The 16,944-nt window shown below is 71.5% G+C and carries 16 protein-coding genes; 9 read left to right on the top strand and 7 right to left on the bottom strand.

The window, feature by feature from the left end; genetic code table 11:
* Positions 1–83 precede the first annotated feature (83 nt).
* Positions 84–626, top strand: coding sequence for an RDD family protein (locus tag CLV71_RS32610; protein WP_166664346.1), 543 nt, complete (start codon positions 84–86; stop codon positions 624–626).
* Here the strand turns inward: CLV71_RS32610 and CLV71_RS32605 are convergent.
* A complete protein-coding gene (locus tag CLV71_RS32605; RefSeq protein ID WP_243866871.1) occupies positions 564–2,261 on the bottom strand; it encodes an alpha/beta fold hydrolase in 1,698 nt (565 codons plus the stop codon). The two genes, CLV71_RS32610 and CLV71_RS32605, sit on opposite strands and share 63 nt — an antisense overlap.
* A gap of 167 nt (positions 2,262–2,428) precedes the next feature.
* Here CLV71_RS32605 and CLV71_RS32600 point away from each other — a divergent pair, with 167 nt between their 5' ends.
* The 3 genes from CLV71_RS32600 to CLV71_RS32590 are packed head-to-tail and all read left to right on the top strand — an operon-like array spanning position 2,429 to position 4,740.
* Positions 2,429–2,872, top strand: coding sequence for a hypothetical protein (locus CLV71_RS32600; protein WP_133906714.1), 444 nt, complete (start codon positions 2,429–2,431; stop codon positions 2,870–2,872).
* A 54-nt stretch (positions 2,873–2,926) separates the two neighbouring features.
* A complete protein-coding gene (locus CLV71_RS32595) occupies positions 2,927–4,096 on the top strand; it encodes a sensor histidine kinase (RefSeq protein ID WP_243866869.1) in 1,170 nt (389 codons plus the stop codon).
* The gene (locus CLV71_RS32590; protein ID WP_133906713.1) at positions 4,096–4,740 is read left to right on the top strand and encodes a response regulator; all 645 of its coding nucleotides are present in this window, start codon (positions 4,096–4,098) and stop codon (positions 4,738–4,740) included. Before CLV71_RS32595 ends, CLV71_RS32590 begins: the two co-directional genes overlap by 1 nt.
* Here the strand turns inward: CLV71_RS32590 and CLV71_RS32585 are convergent.
* Positions 4,729–5,340 (bottom strand): hypothetical protein, encoded by a 612-nt coding sequence (locus CLV71_RS32585; protein WP_133906712.1) that lies wholly within the window; start codon positions 5,338–5,340, stop codon positions 4,729–4,731. The genes CLV71_RS32590 and CLV71_RS32585 overlap by 12 nt on opposite strands.
* A gap of 113 nt (positions 5,341–5,453) precedes the next feature.
* Positions 5,454–6,662: an erythromycin esterase family protein gene (locus tag CLV71_RS32580; RefSeq protein WP_133906711.1), complete on the bottom strand. Its 1,209-nt coding sequence runs from the start codon at positions 6,660–6,662 to the stop codon at positions 5,454–5,456.
* 81 nt (positions 6,663–6,743) lie between these two features.
* Here CLV71_RS32580 and CLV71_RS32575 point away from each other — a divergent pair, with 81 nt between their 5' ends.
* The 3 genes from CLV71_RS32575 (at position 6,744) to CLV71_RS32565 (ending at position 8,933) form a co-directional block, all read left to right on the top strand.
* Positions 6,744–7,472: a MerR family transcriptional regulator gene (locus CLV71_RS32575; RefSeq protein ID WP_208297856.1), complete on the top strand. Its 729-nt coding sequence runs from the start codon at positions 6,744–6,746 to the stop codon at positions 7,470–7,472.
* 69 nt (positions 7,473–7,541) lie between these two features.
* Positions 7,542–7,871 carry a sterol carrier protein domain-containing protein gene (locus CLV71_RS32570; protein ID WP_208297855.1) on the top strand — a complete coding sequence of 110 codons (330 nt, stop codon included), beginning with the start codon at positions 7,542–7,544 and terminating at the stop codon, positions 7,869–7,871.
* Positions 7,872–7,970: 99 nt separating this feature from the next.
* On the top strand, positions 7,971–8,933 hold the full coding sequence (locus CLV71_RS32565) for a MarR family transcriptional regulator (protein WP_133906709.1): 963 nt from the start codon (positions 7,971–7,973) through the stop codon (positions 8,931–8,933).
* 150 nt (positions 8,934–9,083) lie between these two features.
* Here the strand turns inward: CLV71_RS32565 and CLV71_RS32560 are convergent, their stop codons facing one another.
* Both CLV71_RS32560 and CLV71_RS32555 read right to left on the bottom strand, forming a co-directional pair.
* Positions 9,084–10,799, bottom strand: coding sequence for a glycoside hydrolase domain-containing protein (locus CLV71_RS32560; RefSeq protein ID WP_133906708.1), 1,716 nt, complete (start codon positions 10,797–10,799; stop codon positions 9,084–9,086).
* Positions 10,800–11,103: 304 nt separating this feature from the next.
* Positions 11,104–11,979: a GNAT family N-acetyltransferase gene (locus CLV71_RS32555; RefSeq protein WP_133906707.1), complete on the bottom strand. Its 876-nt coding sequence runs from the start codon at positions 11,977–11,979 to the stop codon at positions 11,104–11,106.
* A 148-nt stretch (positions 11,980–12,127) separates the two neighbouring features.
* Here CLV71_RS32555 and CLV71_RS32550 point away from each other — a divergent pair, with 148 nt between their 5' ends.
* Complete coding sequence (locus CLV71_RS32550; protein ID WP_166664345.1) at positions 12,128–14,140, top strand: P-loop NTPase family protein; 2,013 nt, start codon at positions 12,128–12,130, stop codon at positions 14,138–14,140.
* On the opposite strand, the gene CLV71_RS32545 is transcribed toward CLV71_RS32550, so the two are convergent.
* Both CLV71_RS32545 and CLV71_RS32540 read right to left on the bottom strand, forming a co-directional pair.
* Complete coding sequence (locus CLV71_RS32545) at positions 14,118–15,662, bottom strand: hypothetical protein (RefSeq protein ID WP_133906705.1); 1,545 nt, start codon at positions 15,660–15,662, stop codon at positions 14,118–14,120. The genes CLV71_RS32550 and CLV71_RS32545 overlap by 23 nt on opposite strands.
* 52 nt (positions 15,663–15,714) lie before the next feature.
* Positions 15,715–16,338, bottom strand: a complete 624-nt coding sequence (locus CLV71_RS32540) for a hypothetical protein (RefSeq protein ID WP_133906704.1) — start codon at positions 16,336–16,338, stop codon at positions 15,715–15,717.
* A gap of 110 nt (positions 16,339–16,448) precedes the next feature.
* Between CLV71_RS32540 and CLV71_RS32535 the strand changes: the two genes are divergently transcribed.
* Positions 16,449–16,715, top strand: a complete 267-nt coding sequence (locus tag CLV71_RS32535; protein ID WP_243866868.1) for an HNH endonuclease signature motif containing protein — start codon at positions 16,449–16,451, stop codon at positions 16,713–16,715.
* The last annotated feature ends 229 nt before the right edge of the window (positions 16,716–16,944 follow it).

Below are 16,944 nucleotides of genomic sequence, written 5' to 3'. Positions count from 1 at the left end.
ACTGAGGAGCGGCCGGGCCCGGCCCTGGGCGGTGATCAACTGGTGTCGAGCGGCACCCCCTGGTCGTTGACATGATGTATGTCATGGCTTCTGGGGTGAGGACGCGAGCCAACATGTTGCTGCGCCGAGGTTTGCAGTGGGCGCTCGACACGCTGTTCATGGTGGTGCTGTCCGTGGTGGTGTTGCTGGCGTTCGTCGGGTTCGCGGTGCTGGCGTTCCTCCTCGGCCTGCGGGAGATCTGGCTGGTGTACCTGCCGCTGTGGGTCTGGATCGGGACGCTGGTCGTGGGCGAGCTGTACGTCGACCTCTGGTTCCCGTACCGGCGCGGTGGCACGACCCCCGCGATGAGGTTGCTGCGACTGAGGATCGTCACGCTGAACGGCGGCGTGCCGAAGTTCCGGGACTACTTCCTGCGCTGGCTGCTGATGGTCGTGGACGGGATGTTCCTCGGGCTGGTCGGTGCCGTGCTCATCCTGGTGACCCCCAGGCACCAGCGGCTGGGTGACATGGTGGCGCGGACCCTCGTCGTCAGGGACGGTGTCGACGAGAGCCCGCGCCGGCAGTCAGCGGAGGTCGCCGTTCGCGGCGGCGATCCGGTCCGCCACGGACTCACGCAGCTCGGGTAGTGCCTGTGCGGCAAGCAGTTGTGCGCCGGCACGGGTCGTGACGGGGCCGGCGACCGGGAACACCTCCGTCTCCCCGAGCAGCGGCACACCGGGGCAGACACTGTTGCCCGGCCTGGAGTTCCGCAGCAGGAACACGTTCACCATCCCGTCGACGCACGGGTTTCCGCTGATGGTGTACTGACCGTGGAACGGCGAGTCGTCGACGGCGACCATCGTGACGCCCGGCGCCGCCCGCACCGCTGCCCGCGCCTCCTCGTAGCCGGTCTGCGGGTCCAGCTCACCCTGCACGACGAGCACCCGGCCCGCGACCTCGGCGGGAAGCGACGGCAGCTCCTGCTTCGGCGCGTCGGACCAGAAGCCGCACGGCTCGGACAGCCCGTACGCCCAGCCGTACAACGGGTACTCCGGCCCCTGCCGGTCGCTCAGCCGCTGGTACCACCGCGCGGACTTCGTCGGCTGGTCACCGCAGGCCACGGCGTAACGCGTGCCGGACACGTGGGTGTAGTCGTCGGCACGCAGTGCCGCGGCCACGATGTCGGTGGTCAGACCCGCGACCGGCACACCGAACGCGGCCGTCGACTGCTCGTCGAACAGCGTCCGCAGCCCGGCGGGCGGGGTGGGTTCGGTGCCCTGCAGCTCGGCGGCGCCGAGGGTGAGGATCAGCGCGCCGACGACCCACCGCAGCTCACTGCCCATGCCGACGAACACGGCGTCGTAGGTGTCCGGGGCGAGAATGCCCTGTTCCGCGAAGAAGGTCCGCACCCGCTCCCACATCTTCCCGGCGTCGGCCGGTATCGTGCCGACGAGGTCGGGGAACTGCCTGCTCGTCCACGGCAGGAACGAGTCGTCGAACATGCGCTGGTTGATCGGCGGCCACGCCTCGAAGTCCGCCTGCAGCCTGCCCTGCCAGTTCACGCTCGAGTCGAGCACGATCTTGCCGGCACTCGCGGGGAACAGCGACGCGTACTTCGCCCCCAGCCAGGTGCCGTAGGAGTAGCCGACGTAGTTCAGCGCGGGTTCGGCGAGGAGCTGCCGGATCAGCTCCATGTCGTAGGCGGTCTGCCAGGTGGTGATGTACGGGGTGAGCGCGTCGCTCTGACAGGCCTCCGCGACGGCCCTCGGGTACTTGAGGTGCTCGGCGATGCTGTCGGCCGACCGGTCCCGCGCGTCGAGGTCGGTGCGCTGGGACAGCCGGTCGGTCGGCACCGCGCAGTCGAACGGCGCCGTGCCGCCTTCCTGGCCCGTGCCACGGGGATCCATCCCGATCAGGTCGTACCGCTCGGACAGCGCGGGCTGCAGCGCGCCGATGGCACCGGGCAGCGACGTGCCCTGCCCACCGGGTCCGCCGGGGTTGAACAGGACGACGCCGAGCCGCTCACCCGCGGCCCGCACTCTGCTGATCGCCACCTGGAGGTCGACACCGGAGTCCGGCGCGGCCCAGTCACGGGGCACCGTGACGAGTGCGCACTCCGAGGGCAGGGCACCCTCCTCCGGCGTGAACGGGCAGGGCCCCCAGGTGAGCTGTTGCTGGTTGTAGCGGTCGAACGGGTCGTCCTCGGCGTGTGCGCCCGAGGGCGTCCCGCCGAGCACCAGGGCCACGGTCAACATCGCGACGGTTCCGGCACGGCGGCGCACGGCGCTCCCTTCCAACGTGGGATTTCGGTAGGGAGCCATGGTCGGACCGGCGGGCACCGGTGGACCACGGCCGCGCGGACGAATTCCGCCCCCGCGCACCGGCCGAAAGTACTAGGGCGGCTTCCGTTGGCGTGCAATGACTTCGACCGCGCCATACGGTCGTGATCATGACTACTGACACGACACGGCTGACGCCGCCCGGCACGATCATCGTCGCGTTCTTCGGTTTTCTGGTGTCCACGGTCGCGGCACTGGTGACCGCGGGGTTCCTGCTCGGCGCCCGCGACGAGCTGGCCGCCGTGCTGCGCAAGCCGAATCTCACCCAGCAGGAGCTGGACCGGGCGGTCACGCTCGCGCAGGGCTTCGCGATCGGGGTCGTCCTGCTCGTCGGGCTGGTCTACCTGTGGCTGTCGTTCAAGCTGAAGGCGGGCCGCAACTGGGCACGTGTCATGCTGACCGTCTTCACACTGCTGCAGGTGGCGTCCCTGTTCGCGACCGAGGGCGACACCACGACCGGCTACGCGGGCTGCGCCATCGCGGTGCTGGCACTGGTGGCGAGCTACCTGCCGCCGTCGAACGTCTACATCGCCGAGCGCAAGCACGCGTCCTGACCGGAGAATCACCGCATGACCGCAGCCGGGCCACGAACTCGTCGGGGTGTGTTCGTGGCCGAGATCGCCCTGCTGGTGGCGACCTCCGTCGTCGACACCGTGCTGGCGGTGCGAACAGCCCAGCCAGGCGGGCTGAGCACGAGCGTGCTCAACACGCTCGTGCCCTACTCCGGGTCCGCGGCGGCCGTTCTCGCCGTGCTGCGCCGCCGTTTCGCCGCACGCACGGACCTGCTCGCGGCGTCCGTCGTCGCGCTTTCCGTGCTCAGCACGGCGGTGAGCGTCCTGACCGACCGGGCGCAGGTGCACCCGACGAGCACGGAGACCGTCGCCGCGGTGCTGTTGGTCGGCGCGGCGTGCAGGCGCCTGGCCCCGGTCATGGCGGCGGGAATCGCGGTCCTTGCGGGGATCGCGGTGGTCGCCGCGCCGATCCTGCGCTACGGCACGGACTCGCCGATGGCGTTGCTCGCCGCGCCCGCGGGACTGATGTGGGGTGTGGCACTCGCCATCGGCCTGATCCTCCGCGACGCCGACGCCCGGCAGCGCGCCGGGCTGATCAGGGCGAGAACGGACGACCGCCTCCAGGTGGCGAGGGACCTGCACGACCTGGTGGCACACCACGTGAGCGGCATCGTGGTGCGGGTCCGTGCCGCGCAGGCACTCGCGGGCAACCCGGCAGTGCCACCCCAGGACCCGGCGGAGGTCTACGGCGAGATCGAGGAGGCGGCGGCGGAGGCACTGGTGGCCATGCGCCAGCTGGTCGGGATGCTGCGCAGCACCGACCAGCCGCTGCCCCTGCCCGACGCGAACCTGGGTGACGTGGTGCGAGCCGCGGCAGGAGGCAGCACCGGCCTGGACGTGGCCGTGGCGGTGGCCGACTCGGTCGACGAACTGCCCGCACCGTCCCAGGTCACGGCCGCCGTGCACCGAATCGTGTTGGAGGCGCTGACGAACGTGCACCGCCACGCTCCACACGCGACAGACGTCCGCGTGTCCGTGCGCCGTGACGAGGGCAACGTCGTACTGGACATCGACAACGACGGAGTTCTTCCGGACACCCCGGGAGGCGGCACCGGCTACGGAATAGTGGGGATGACCGAGCGGGCGGGTGCGCTGGGCGGCACACTGGAGGCCGGCCCGCGGCCGGGCAGCCGGTGGCAGGTCACCGCGCGAGTGCCGCTGGGTGACGAGGACGAGCCGTTCGCGCACCTGCCGAAGGGGATCTGATGCCGATCCGCGTGCTGGTCGCCGACGACCAGACCCTGGTGCGCACCGGCTTCCGCCTGATCCTGGGTGCCGACCCCGACATAGAGGTGATCAGCGAGGCGGCGGACGGCGAGGCCGCGGTACGCCTCGCGCGTCAGCTACGCCCCGACGTCACGCTGATGGACCTCCGCATGCCCAGGCTGGACGGCCTGCGTGCGACGGAACTCCTGGCGGGCCCGGGCGTGGTGGACCCACTGCGGGTGCTGGTGGTGACGACCTACGACCTGGACGAGAACGTCTACGCGGCGCTCCTGGCCGGCGCGTGCGGCTTCCTGCTCAAGGACATCCGCCCCAGACTGCTGGTGGAAGCCGTCCACGCGGCGGCGAAGGGCGAGGCGATGGTGTCGCCGTCGGTGACGGTGCGGCTGCTCGCGAACTTCACCGGCAACGCGGCCCCCACCGCGGTCGACGTGCCGCTGACCGCGCGTGAGCTGGACGTCGTGCTGGCGGTGGCACGCGGGCGAACGAACTCCGAGATCGCCGCGACGCTGCGGATCTCGCTGTCCACGGTGAAGTCCCACCTGGCGAGCGTGCAGGGCAAGCTGGGTGCCCGCAACCGCACGGAGATCGCGATCTGGGCGTGGCAGAAACGCCTAGTCACCTGAGCGTGCGGGGGCTTCAGGCATGCGCACCCCGATCCGCAGGATGTGGGCGAAGACGAGCGCCGCGAGCCCGGCCGCGAGCGCCCACCAGGGGAACTCCGCACGCCACTGTGCCACCCAGTCCGTTGACGGCACCCCGGAGATCATGCTGGTACGCAGTGAATGCACGGACAGCGCGAACAGCAGCTCGCTGACCGGCCCGCCGACGAGCACGAACCAGCCGAGCGCCGCCAACCGCCCGGGCACGCTCGCCTCGTAGGGACCCGCGTCGGATGCCGTGCGGAGGAACCGAAGGAGCAGCCACAGGGCACCGAGGGCGAACAACGCCTGGGGAACCTGGTCACCGATGTCGGCGATCCGTTGCGTGCCGGTGGGGTTGTCCACGCAGACGCTCCCACCACCCGCGGCCACCCGAGCGTCCTCCCTGAGCGGCCCGACATCACCACCGACGTCGACACAGGTCGGGTTCGCCCCCGAACCGGGCAACCACCCGAGCGCGGCAACATTGGCGATGACGATCGCCAGGGCGGCGAGCCCGAAAACCCAGGTGACAAAACGAGCGACACCGGCCAGTGACCGTAGGGGGTTCCACTCCGCGCGCATGGCCTGCACCTCACAACCTGCCGGTGGACGGTGTCGAAAGAGCAGTAACCACAACGACTCGGACCGAAACCCGTTTCCGCCTCGTCGTGTGGAATTCCGGGAATCCGCTCCCATCACCAGTACTGGTGCTGCTTTCCGTCCGTGTCGGTGATGAAGATGACCGCGTCGGCGGCCGCCAACTCGGCGGGCTTCAGCGGGAAGTGGCCGCGCACGATCGGTTCGCCCGCGTCGATCGACGGCGGGAGGGCGGCCCGCAGCGCCGGCGCGGAGAACAGGGCGCGGCGGTCGGTCGCCTCGGCCAGCACCCCCTGCACAGTGCCGGGCGCACTGCGAGGGTTCGCGTCGGTCGCCACGAACACGTACCGGTCGCCGAGGGTCAGCTCCACGAGCGCGCCCGCACTCGACCAGCTCACCTCCTCCCTCCCCACCGGCAGCTGCCGCAGAAGGTGCACGTTGTGCGCGAACACCAGACTCGGCCCACGCCGACGCTCCCGCTCGACGATCGCGAGCAGGTTGTCGGCCATCATCTCCGTGCGCAGGCTGAACAGGGCCCCGACGCGATCGGGTGCGGAACTGGCCGCCGCCGCGTGATAGCGCAGCAGTCCCCGGGCAGTACGCAGGTGCGCGACCGCGTCGGCATACCCCGCCGGGTCGGCGGCACGCAGACCGGCCGCCGCGCGACGGTACGCACTGACGAGGTCGTCGGCCACGATGCGCAGAGCACGCGCCCGATCGGAGTCGCCAACCGACGCCGCCGGATCGCGAATGGCCGCGGGGTTCGTCCAGTCGGCATCCTCGCCGAGCAGCGTCTCGAGGTCGCGTGCCGACCCGGGCCGCAACGCCTGCGGCAGGTAGCCGTAGGCCGACGACAGCGCCCGCCGAGGGCTCGGCGCCGTGAAGTTCTCCAGCGGCGCGTCGAAGCCGTGGAAGCGAACCCGGTCCCGCGGCGCCCGGCCGGCGTTGTGGTCGCGAAGCCACTCCACCAGCTCCCGGTTGCCCGGCACGTTGCCGAACCCGTGGCTCAACCCCGTCGCCAGCACCTCGTCGACCTCCGCCTGCCCCCCGCACACGTACTCGTCGACGACGGCCGCGGCGAACATGTCGACCTCCAGCACGACCGACCGGTACCCGCGCCCGACGAGGTGGCCGAGCAGCTCGTTGCGCAGCGACGTGAACGCCGCGATCCCGTGTGTCGGCTCGCCGAGGCCGAGCAGGACAGGCGGCTCTGCCCGCGCGTCGAGCAGCTCGTCGACGGCACGGCCGAATGCCGACGCGTCGTCGAGCTGGCGGCCGATCCCACGCACCGAGGCGGCAACGGACATGGCAGTCCCCTTTCGAAGAAGTTGTACCCTCGACGCTATCGTTGGAGAATCGGTTGAAGGTTTTTCCACGAATAACTGGACATGAGAGCGAGAAGCCTCAAACGGAGGTACACCCTGCGACCCGTCGACCTCGCCAGGGAACACGCCATGTCCGCACAGGCGGTCCGCAACTACGAGGACGCGGGCGTGCTCCCGCCCGCCGAACGCGGCGACACCGGCTACCGGCACTACACCCCCCTGCACGCACAGGCCCTGCGCACCTTCCTCGCCCTGCGTGCCGGCCACGGCCACGCTCACGCGACCGAGATCATGCGCGCGACCAACCGGGGCGACACCGAGTCCGCCTACCGGCTCGTCGACGCCACCCACCTCGCCCTCCACGCCGAACGCGACACGCGGACCGAGGTCGCGACGGCCCTCGACACCCTGTCCACCACGACACCCGCCCCAGCAGACGGCCGGCCCCTGACCGTCGGCGAGCTGGCACGCAGGCTCGGCGTGCACCCGGCGACCCTGCGCTCCTGGGAGACCGAGGGCATCCTGAACCCGGAACGCGACCGGCCGACGGGCTACCGCGTGTACGCACCGGACTGCGTGCGCGACGCCGAGATCGCACGCCAGCTGCGCCGGGGCGGCTACCCACTCCGCCAGGTCGCACGGTTCGTCGAGTCGCTGCGCGAGGCCGGCGGCGCGGACGCGTTGAGCGCCTTCCTCGGCTCCTGGCAGGCCAGGCTGGCGAACCGGAGCCGCAGCCTCCTCGCGGGTGCCGCCCAGCTCGACGCCTACCTCACGATGCTCGACCGGACGTGACCGGGTGTGCCGACGTTTGGCTCATCTGGTCGAAACGTGAGACGATCGCCCCACACGGCCCGCACTTCTGTGCCTGGCCCTGACAAGGCCCTGACGGCCAGGCGGTTCCTCGTGCCACTCGACGTCGTGCTCGAAGTGGACGACGAACTGTGCCCGTGGAACGCGGGCCGGTGGCAGCTGGTGGTCGGACCGGACGGCCGGGCCGTGGTCACCCGCACTGACGCCCCCGCCGATCTGGCGCTGGACGTGTCGGCACTGGGCACCGCGTTCCTCGGCGGCACCCGGCTGACCACGCTGGCCGCCGCGGGTCGGGTCCGTGAGAGCACGCCCGGGGCGCTGGCGCGTGCGTCGCTGGCCTTCCTGCACGACGACGAACCGGCCTGTCTCGAAATGTTCTGAGGGACCGGCGCGTCGCCTATGATCACGCAGCGGATGCATGAGTTTACGCGTCGGGGCGTGCTCTGGCCCTGGCGCGTGCGCGCCGAAAAGGGAGACGTGATGTTGCGCGTCCACTTCACCCCGGAGGACCTGGCCAGGACCCGGATCAGCACCGGGCCCCAGCCGATGTGGGAGCTCCTGCTCAGCACCAACCGCCTGCGTGGTCGGGAGGGCGACATCGTCTTCGGTGCGTGGCGCCGGTCGGTGGCCGCCCGCACGCCGGCGACCACCCGGCTGCTGACCGACCTGGTCCCGGTCACGGGCTACTTCGCCGACTTCCTCACCCCGATGACGGAGGCACCGTCACTGGACGAGGCGCTGGAGACCCTGCGGCGTACGCCCCGGGGCAGGCTGCGCACCGACCTGGCCATCCTCGCGGGCAGCCGCAAGCTCCCGGCGTGGACCGCGGAACTGGCCGACGGTCGCCCCGAAACCCTGAACACGCTCGTCGAGGCCGCAGAACGGTACTTCGCGGCGTGCCTGGCGCCCTACTGGGCGCGGGTGCGGGCCGGCGTCAACCAGGAACGGGCCCGGCTGAGCGCGGCCCTGGCCGACGGCGGCTGGGAGGCGGCACTGAGCGGCCTCCACCCCACGGCCCGCTGGCACTACCCGGTGCTGGAGGTGGGTTATCCGGTGGAACACGACCTGTACCTCGGCGGGCGTGGCCTGCACCTGGTGCCGTCGTTCTTCTGCTGGGGCCTGCCGACGACCTTCCGCGACGTCGAGTTCGAGCCGACGCTCGTGTACCCGATCGAGCACGCGGTGGGCTGGTCGGAACCCGACGACGACCGCAAATCGCTCGCGGCGCTGCTCGGCCGCACCCGTGCGCGGGTGCTCGAGGTCCTCGGCGAGTACCCCGGCACCACGAGCGACGTCGCCTCCCGCACCGGCACCAGCATCTCGGCCGCCAGCCAACAGGCGACCACCCTGAGGGCGGCGGGCCTCGTCGACACCCGGCAGAACGGCCAGTCGGTGCTGCACTCCCTCACCCCACTGGGAAGAGCCCTGCTCTGCGAGAACTAGTCCGCCTCCCCGCATTCTCACGTGCGGGTTGCGTCCCGGCGAAGGTCGGGCTGCCGGGGTGGACTGTGGCCGGGCGCCGTCATGTTCCCCCGGGGTATCTGTTGGTGGGGCGCGGGCTTCGCACAATGATCCGAGGCCCGCGCCCCAGCCTCACTTCCCGGCCTTGAGCGCACCCCAGGTGGCCGGTCCGACCTGACCGTCCACGCCGAGGCCCCGGGAGCTCTGGTACGAACGCACCGCGGTCTCCGTGGCCGGGCCGAAGTCGCCGTCGATGCCGACCGTCGTGCCGAGGGCCGCGGTGAGCGAGCGCTGGAGCCTGCGCACCGCGGTGCCCGTCGAGCCCTGGCTCAGCGCCGGTGTGTCCCCTGTGGACAGCAGCGCGGTCCACGTGTGGGCACCGACGATCCCGTCGGCAAGAAGACTCCGCGACTGCTGGAACGCCTTGACCGCCGCGACGGTCGCCGCGTCCATGCTCCCGCTCGGGTTGGTGGCCGCGGGCAGCTGCCCGGAGGTCGCCAGCAGGCACTGGGCCGCCTTGACCGCGTTGCCGGTCGTCCCCGACGACAGCGACGGGTAGGCGCTGAAGTCCAGGCTCACCGAGTCACACGGCACCGGGTTGCCCGTGCCGACGTCGAGGTAGTCGCGGTCGATGTTGATGCGGACGCCGCCGTAGGTCTCCTGGTTCTCGCCGACGTACTGGTGGATGCGCTGGTGGCTCGCCCACTGGCCGGCCGGCACGTACGAACCCGTGTCGGTGTCCGCCGCACTGTTCCACCAGGCGAAGAAGATGTGGTCCGGCCGGGTGTAGGCCGTGCTGCTGTAGGCGCTCGACAGGTCCTTGATGCCCGACGACGCGCTGGAGTACACACCGGACAGCCAGCCCTTGGCGTGGAGCCGCTCGGTCCAGCCGCTGACGTAGGACAGCACGCTCGCCTTGCACGACGCGGTCGACGTGTAGTTCTCGATATCGCTGTAGATCGCGCTGCCGCTGCCGAACCCGAGTGCGGTGGCGGCCGTGACCGCGGCGTCGGCGGCCGTGACGCCCTGGGACTTCGCGGTGGCCGGGTCCGTGGACATCTTCAGGCTGAAGGAGGTGCACGGCGCCTGCCTGCCGACGTCGGTGAGGACGAACTGCCAGCCCTTCGAGTACTGGGTGGCGACCCAGCTCGCGGTCAGGTTGGGTTGCGAGCAGCCGCGGAAGCTGCCGCTGATGTAGATGCCGATCGACCGGTAGGGCGAGGCCAGCCACGCGTTCATGCTGGCCTGCGGGGGTGCCGTGCAGGCGTCGAAACCCTTGCCCTCGAAGGTGCCCGGCGCCACGATCGACGCGGCGGCCACCAGCGGGGTGGCGGGCAACGCCGCGGGCGTCCCACCTGGCACGAGCCGTGCCGTGTCCAGCAACTCGCGCACCGCCGACTCGGTGGTCTCGTTGTGCGCGGCGGTGACCAGCACCCCGGCGTCCTCGACGGCGAGCCGGATCGCGCCGTCGTGGGAGGTGGCGTCCTTCGGCGGCTTGGCCGAGCCCTCCGGCGCGGTCACCACCCCCTCGGGCACCTGCTCGGGCGGCAGCCCGGCCAGTGGTTCGACCACCAGCGAGGCCGTGCGGCCGACGAGACGAGTCGGGCAGTCGTTCTGCGCGCCGGGCCGTCCCAGGTAGACGGTCTCGACGTCGAAGCGGACACAGGTCTCGGGTTGCTTCGCCAGGTCGACCACCCGCCAGCCGGCGGGAACGTCCACTTGGTACCCGTGGTAGGTAACGGTTCGGGGCGCGGGCGCGGCGGCGGCGGACGCCGACGCGGTGAGCACACCCCCGACCAGCAGGGCTGCGACGGCGATGGCGCGCATTCTCAGTGATGGCGGGACCATTGGGGTTCTCCCTTCGGAACCGCCGCAGCCTATGGACGCGCTGTCGGCCCGGGAAGCGTTTCGGTGCTGGCGAAAACCCTTCCTGTCCCGGTCGCCCGCTGGTACAACGCACGAGGCCTGGTCCGTCAGGACAGTTCCGTGCGGGGCTGGTCCCACGGGCCGGTGGGGACTCCCGCATGTTCGTGGCGCGGGTGAACACGCCGTGCGACGGGGTGGTGAAGGTCCACAGTGCGGTGTGCGCCGCCGAAGTCCTGGAAGGCGCTGATGGCCGTGCGGCCGTCGCGCGGGCAGTGCGACTCCCCCTCTACGAGGCCGTGGGTCCCCAGAGGCCCCGGGAGAGGTCCAGCCGCTCGGGAAGCCGCTCGAAGCCGGCGGAGGCGTAGGTCGCGACGGCACCGACGTTGGCGCTGGGAGTGCAGACGACCGCACTGGACGAGCCAAGGTCCCGTAGGGCGGCCGCCGCGGCGAGGGTGATGCCCCTGCCGTACCCACGCCCCCGCTGGTCCCGGTGCACACCCACCGGCTCGAGCACCCCGGGTTTCCCCGTGCCGGCCGACCACACCGTCGCCACCGCCACCGCGTCGCCCTGCTCGTCGAAGGCGACAAGACACCGCGCGTCCGCGAAGGGCGACCCGGTAGCCATTGCCTGCCAGCGCTCGTCGGTGAACGTCGACCTGTCGAAGGACGCCCGCAGGACGAGGGACCACAGGTGCGCCTGCCCGGGCCCGACCACTTCGATCCGCACGCCGGGGTCACGGACCGGCGTGGCGAGGTCGAGCCGCAGCGGAGTCCAGGGCTCGTCGTCGTGCCAGCCGTCCTGGAACAGCAGCTCACGAACCAACACCCCGGGCGGCACCTCGACGAACACCTTCCCCGCGGGCAGGACACCGCCCTTCAGGTCCTGAACCAGCCGCCACGCCAGTTCCTCGTCGAGCCGGGCGTCCGGCGCGACCGTCAGCCGCAGGAGCGCGGGCCCGTCGAGCAACCCGACGGCGAGAACCCGCCCGTCCCGGCTCCAGGTGCGGAGCGCCGCGGCCGTCGCCGCCGCCCCGAACCGCCAGAACCAGCCCACGTCCCCGGGGTGCAACTGCGTCGGCGCGTCGTCGCTCTGCCACTCCCGCAACGCCTTCACAGCCGCGCCCAAGCCGTCGACCTCCGGCGTATGCAACACGATCGCCATGCTCGCGATCACACACCACCACGAAGGCAGCCACAAAACCTGACGGATGGGCGGAGGACCGGGCTCGCCTGCCGAGACATCACTGTCGGTGGTCTCCCGTATGGTTGCGGTCACCGTCGGTTCGCGGGTTCGTACTGGGGAGGCTGGTGTGCGCAGCGATGGGGTGGACGAGGTTCCGCATCAGCTGGCGCCGTGGCCCGGCCGGTTCGTGAACCGGGAACGGGAGCTGGCGGTCGTTTCCGGGCTGGTGGCGGGCGAAGGCCGGTCAGGTACGCGGATCGCGGTGTTCACCGGCCTCCCCGGCGTGGGCAAGACGGTGCTGGTGCGCAAGGCGGTGGAACGGCATCGTGACGCCTTCCCCGGGGGTGAGCTGCTCGTCGAGTTCGCCCGTACGGAGGACGGTGGCGTCTCGGTGAGCGACGCGTTGGCGTCGTGTCTGTTCGCGCTCGGGGTGTCGGCGTCGGTGCTGCCGGCTGCCGAACACGACCGTGTCCGGCTGTTCCGCACGAGGACGGCATCACGGCCGGTGCTGATGGTGCTCGACGACGTCGCCGAGCCGTCGGAGGTGACCCCGCTGGTCCCGAGTGCGCCGGGCAGCGTCGTGTTGGTGACGAGCACCGCACGCCTGACCGAGCTGCGGCTGGACGGCGCGGAGGTGGTGGACGTGGCGCCACTCGACGAGGCCGCGGGCGTCGCGCTGCTGCGGGAGCTGTGCGGTGAGCGGCTGGATGAGGAACCGGTGGCGGCCCGGCAGCTGGTGGCGTTGTGTGACGGGCTGCCGGTGTCGCTGCGTGCGGCGGCCGGGCGGCTCATCCGGCGCGGCGGCCTGACCGTCACCGAACTGGTCGCCGACATCGAGGACGAGCGTCGCGAGGGCAGCTCGGCGAAGGAGACCGCGGTGTTCTCGCTGATCTACCGGCAGCTGCCGGGCGACGTGGCGGCGATGTACCGCGTGCTCGGCGTGCTCCCAGGACCGGACGTGGCGTTGGGGCTGGCCGCGGTCGCGGGTGGCGTCACCGAGCGGGTCGCCGCCCGGCTGCTGGAGGACCTCGTCGAGGCCGGACTGGTCCAGGAACGGGACGGCGGACGCTTCGCGTTGCCCGGCGTGGTGCGCCGACACGCCGAGGAGCGGGCGTTCGCCGAGGACACGGCCGACGAGCGGACCGCCGCCGTGCACCGGACGATGGCGGAGCTGCTGGTGCTGGCCGCGTTCGCGGACCGCGCGGTCCTCGGAGAGGGCCGGTACCGGTGCACGCCGCACGCCCGACTGCTCGCCGGCAGGCAGGATCCCTTCCCCGGCCCGCAGGGACGGCGCCAGGCGCTGCGCTGGCTGGAGGCCGAGCGCGGGCTGCTCGGAGCCGGGGTCCGCCTGTGCGCGGAACACGAGTGGCACGAGCTGACCTGGCAGCTGGCCGAGGCCGCCACCGCCCTGTACGTGACCCGGCGCTACCTGCTCGACTGGACCGAGACCAGCGACCGTGGCGCCCGCGCGGCGGCCCTCGCCGGACACGCCGCGGCCGAGGCACGGTTGCGGAGCTTCGTGTCCCGCCCGTGGACCGACCTCGGCGATCTTCCTCGCGCCCGCCGCGAGGTGGACGCCGCGTTCGCGCTGGCCGACAGGCTGTCGGACCCCCGGTTGATGGCGTCGATCCACGAGATGGACGGTCGTCTGCGTGACGCGGAGGGCGATCCGGCCTCGGCGGTGGTCGCGTTCGGGCGGGCACTCGAGTTGTTCCGCACGGAGGGCGACCTCCGAGGCGAGGCCTTCGTCGGCGTGTTCGTCGGCAACGCCCAGCTCGGCGCGGGCGAGCCGAGTGCGGCCGTGGCGACGTTGAACAGCACCCTGGGACTGGTCGAACGGGTCGGCGACCCACGCATGGTGGGCCGGGCGATGACCGGCCTGGCACGCGCGCACCTCGCGACGACCGACGTCCCGGCGGCACGATCCTGGTTCGAACGGGCGATCACCGTGTTACGCGACAGCGGCGACGCCGTCCACGAGGCGCACGCACAGCAACTGCTGGCCGACCTGCTCGCGGACGACGGTGACGTGCGAGGCGCACGAGAATGTCTGGTCAGGGCAAGAGATCTGCACCTGGGACTGGGCAGCGGCGCGGTCGACGAACTGGAGCGTCGGCTCACCGACCTCGGACCGGCGTGACACGCACGGCGAAACGCCTGCCGCCAACGGAAAGTGTCCGCTCGCCAGGACCGAGCTCTCCCGCGAGCAGACGCTCGTAACAGAACGACCCGAGTGCGGGGACGTCGACGGCCCCGCCGGCGTCGACGAGGAACTCGGTGCCGCCGCGCACCGCGACGAGGCAACCACCGGGTACGGCCACGACGGCGAGCCGGGCGCCGGGATGGGTGTCCAGGGCATTGTGTGCCCAGCCGCGAGCGAGGTCGCGGTCGATGACCCGGTCCCGGCAGACGACGGCGGCACGCTCGTGCAGCCGAAGATCCGTCTCGTCGTCGGTGACCACGAGGTGCCCGGCGGAGCGGGGCTTCGCGGCGGCGGGATACCGGACGAGCACGGTGGTGTCACCGTCCGTCGAGGCTGCGGTCCGGAACGACCAGGGCCCCCGGCGGGTGACGACGGGATCGGCCACGCGGTGGAGACCGTGGTCCGAGTGCGGTTCGAGATCGAGCGCCCGGTAAAGCTCCCGCTGGAGCCGGGAGACGGCCTCACCGCGGTGTGCGAAGGCACGATCGGCGACGAGTCGCAGCGACTCGTCGGTCCGCGCACGCTCGACCTGTGGCGCGAGTGGGGCGTGGCGGTCGAGGTGCCGGGCGGTGGCGACGAGGTCGGCCACCGGGGTGCCGGGCACGACCTCGGTGGCGTTGCCGGTGACCAGCAGGGGCTTGCCGAGCGCGGCGGCGTAGAGCGCGAGCGAGCCGTGGTCGGCGATCACGACGTGGCTGGCGACGAGGGCGGCGTGCCAGCCTGCCTCGGGTGGGAGGAGCACCAGGCCGGCGTCGAGGGCCCCGGCGAGGTAGTTCTCGACGCCGAGGGAGCCGTATCTGGCCCAGACGTTGGGATGGAGGGCGAGGCAGACGCGGTACTCGTCCGAGGGCAGGGCGGCGAGCAGGTCCGTCGGCAACGTCCACCAACGGCCGACCGAGGACTCGCTGCCCCAGGTGGAACTGACGAGCACGGTCCGCGCGGTGCCGGCGTGGAGCAGCTCGCGGTAGCGGTCACGCAGCGGCAGACTCGCGGCGAGCTGGTCGAGCGTGGGATCACCGGTGACGACGGTGTGCCCGACGACGTCGGCGCACAGGGCACGCAACTGTGTGTCCTGCGAGGGATGGGCGAGCGTCAGCCGGAGCCGACCGGTGCGCAACGAGGCCGCGTCGGGCACACCGGCGACCCGCACACCGGCCCCGTCGCGGGTGGGGACGAACTTGTTGAACCCGACACCGTGCGGCAGCACGATCACGTCGCCTCCGAGTGCGGCCATGTCGACGTTCTCACTGGCCGCGAGCGTCAGGTCGGGCCGCAAACCCCGCACGTCACCCCACCCGACGATGTCCGGGGCTCCGGCCAGCCGCAGCAGCCGCTCGGCGGTGGCCCCGAACCGAGAGCCTTCGTCGACCGCGAAGAGAAACCGCAGACGGACGTCGTCACGGAAGAGCTGGTGCGTTTCGAGCAGCCTGATCGTGGACGTGAGGGTGCGACAGACCATGAGCACGACGCGCGAAACCGGGAAGGTGTCCCAAACGGACGTTCCTGCCTGGTCAGGCAGCATGACACAGCCCCAGTGCCCTACCTAGCTCCCGGCTCCCGGCTCCCGGCTCCCGGCTCCCGGCTCCCGGCTCCCGGCTCCCGGCTCTTTCGCTTATTGTACCGGCGGCGTCACCCTGGGTGTCGATAGGCGTGTAGGGAGTGCGGATCTCGAGGTCCGCACGAGCGGCGTTGGTGAATGCCGCCACTGCCTCCCGCAGCCGGTCGACGGCGTCCCGGTGATGCGGGGCGAGGCGTCGGTCGATTCGATCGCCGTGTCCGGGGCTGCTGTCCGCACGGATCCGCGTCACGAGGCCCGCGAGTTCGTGAGCGGAGGCCAGCACCGGCCCTAGCGTGGTACTGACACTCGAAGGCGCGAAGAAGGCAATGCGGTCGACGAGCCGTTCGATCTCGGCGACGCGGTCACGTGGATCCGCGGTGTCCGGCCAGACAGCCAACTCGGCGAGCCTGGTGGCGGCCCCGAGCAGTTCCGGATAAGCGGCAATCTTCTCGGTCCTCGCGAGCCGCCGCCGTTCGGTTCGCCTGTTCAGGATGCCGAGGGTGACCGTGGCTGTCGTCGCGAGCAGGCCACCTCCAAGGGTGAACAGGCCTGAACCCCACCACGGTGCCGTGTCCATGCTCTACAGAACATAGCCGGTCGGTTTGCGACGGCACCTCTCCATGGTTCTCCAACGCGGTCGGCCGGCTGCGATACTCGCGGCTGGCCGTCGGCCCGCTGCGACGGGCGTTGATCGCGCGCGACCGGGGCTGCGTCGCGCCGGGCTGCGACCGCCCACCCGAGTGGTGCGACGCCCACCATCTCGTGCACTGGTCCGACGGCGGGGCGACGTCGATCGACAACACCGCGCTGCTGTGCGGCTACCACCACACGCTGGTCCACCAGGGTGAGTGGACGGCACGCATGATCGACGGCATCCCACCTCCATGGATCGACCCCGCCCGGGACCCCCAGCGGAACGCGCTGCACCTTTGCGGCAGTTGCGAAGCGTCGTGACAGCAGGTCGTCGAAACCACCGGGAAGCGCGTCGGTGACCAGAACGACCGCCCTGGTGGCGTGGCTGCACCACAGGGCGGCGAAGTCACCGGTCTGGTCGGGCCGGGCGGGCCGTCGGACAGAAGGCGAACCGCGGTGTGCGCGGCGGCAGCCCCGGAATTCACCCGGTGTGGTGAAACGATCCGATGTGGACAGTCAACGGGGCGCGGGCGGTCGTAGAGTCCGTCGG

It is taken from the genome of Actinophytocola oryzae, assembly GCF_004364325.1.
GTDB lineage: Bacteria > Actinomycetota > Actinomycetes > Mycobacteriales > Pseudonocardiaceae > Actinophytocola > Actinophytocola oryzae.
Note: the sequence above shows the minus strand (reverse complement) of the source record. Positions and strands in the feature narration are given on the sequence as shown.

Coding starts and splice junctions, on each gene's coding strand:
- CLV71_RS32610 (WP_166664346.1), top strand. CDS start 84: ATGGCTTCTGGGGTGAGGACGCGAGCCAACATGTTGCTGCGCCGAGGT.
- CLV71_RS32600 (WP_133906714.1), top strand. CDS start 2,429: ATGACTACTGACACGACACGGCTGACGCCGCCCGGCACGATCATCGTC.
- CLV71_RS32590 (WP_133906713.1), top strand. CDS start 4,096: ATGCCGATCCGCGTGCTGGTCGCCGACGACCAGACCCTGGTGCGCACC.
- CLV71_RS32585 (WP_133906712.1), bottom strand. CDS start 5,340: ATGCGCGCGGAGTGGAACCCCCTACGGTCACTGGCCGGTGTCGCTCGT.
- CLV71_RS32580 (WP_133906711.1), bottom strand. CDS start 6,662: ATGTCCGTTGCCGCCTCGGTGCGTGGGATCGGCCGCCAGCTCGACGAC.
- CLV71_RS32575 (WP_208297856.1), top strand. CDS start 6,744: ATGAGAGCGAGAAGCCTCAAACGGAGGTACACCCTGCGACCCGTCGAC.
- CLV71_RS32565 (WP_133906709.1), top strand. CDS start 7,971: ATGTTGCGCGTCCACTTCACCCCGGAGGACCTGGCCAGGACCCGGATC.
- CLV71_RS32560 (WP_133906708.1), bottom strand. CDS start 10,799: ATGGTCCCGCCATCACTGAGAATGCGCGCCATCGCCGTCGCAGCCCTG.
- CLV71_RS32555 (WP_133906707.1), bottom strand. CDS start 11,979: ATGGCGATCGTGTTGCATACGCCGGAGGTCGACGGCTTGGGCGCGGCT.
- CLV71_RS32545 (WP_133906705.1), bottom strand. CDS start 15,662: ATGGTCTGTCGCACCCTCACGTCCACGATCAGGCTGCTCGAAACGCAC.
- CLV71_RS32540 (WP_133906704.1), bottom strand. CDS start 16,338: ATGGACACGGCACCGTGGTGGGGTTCAGGCCTGTTCACCCTTGGAGGT.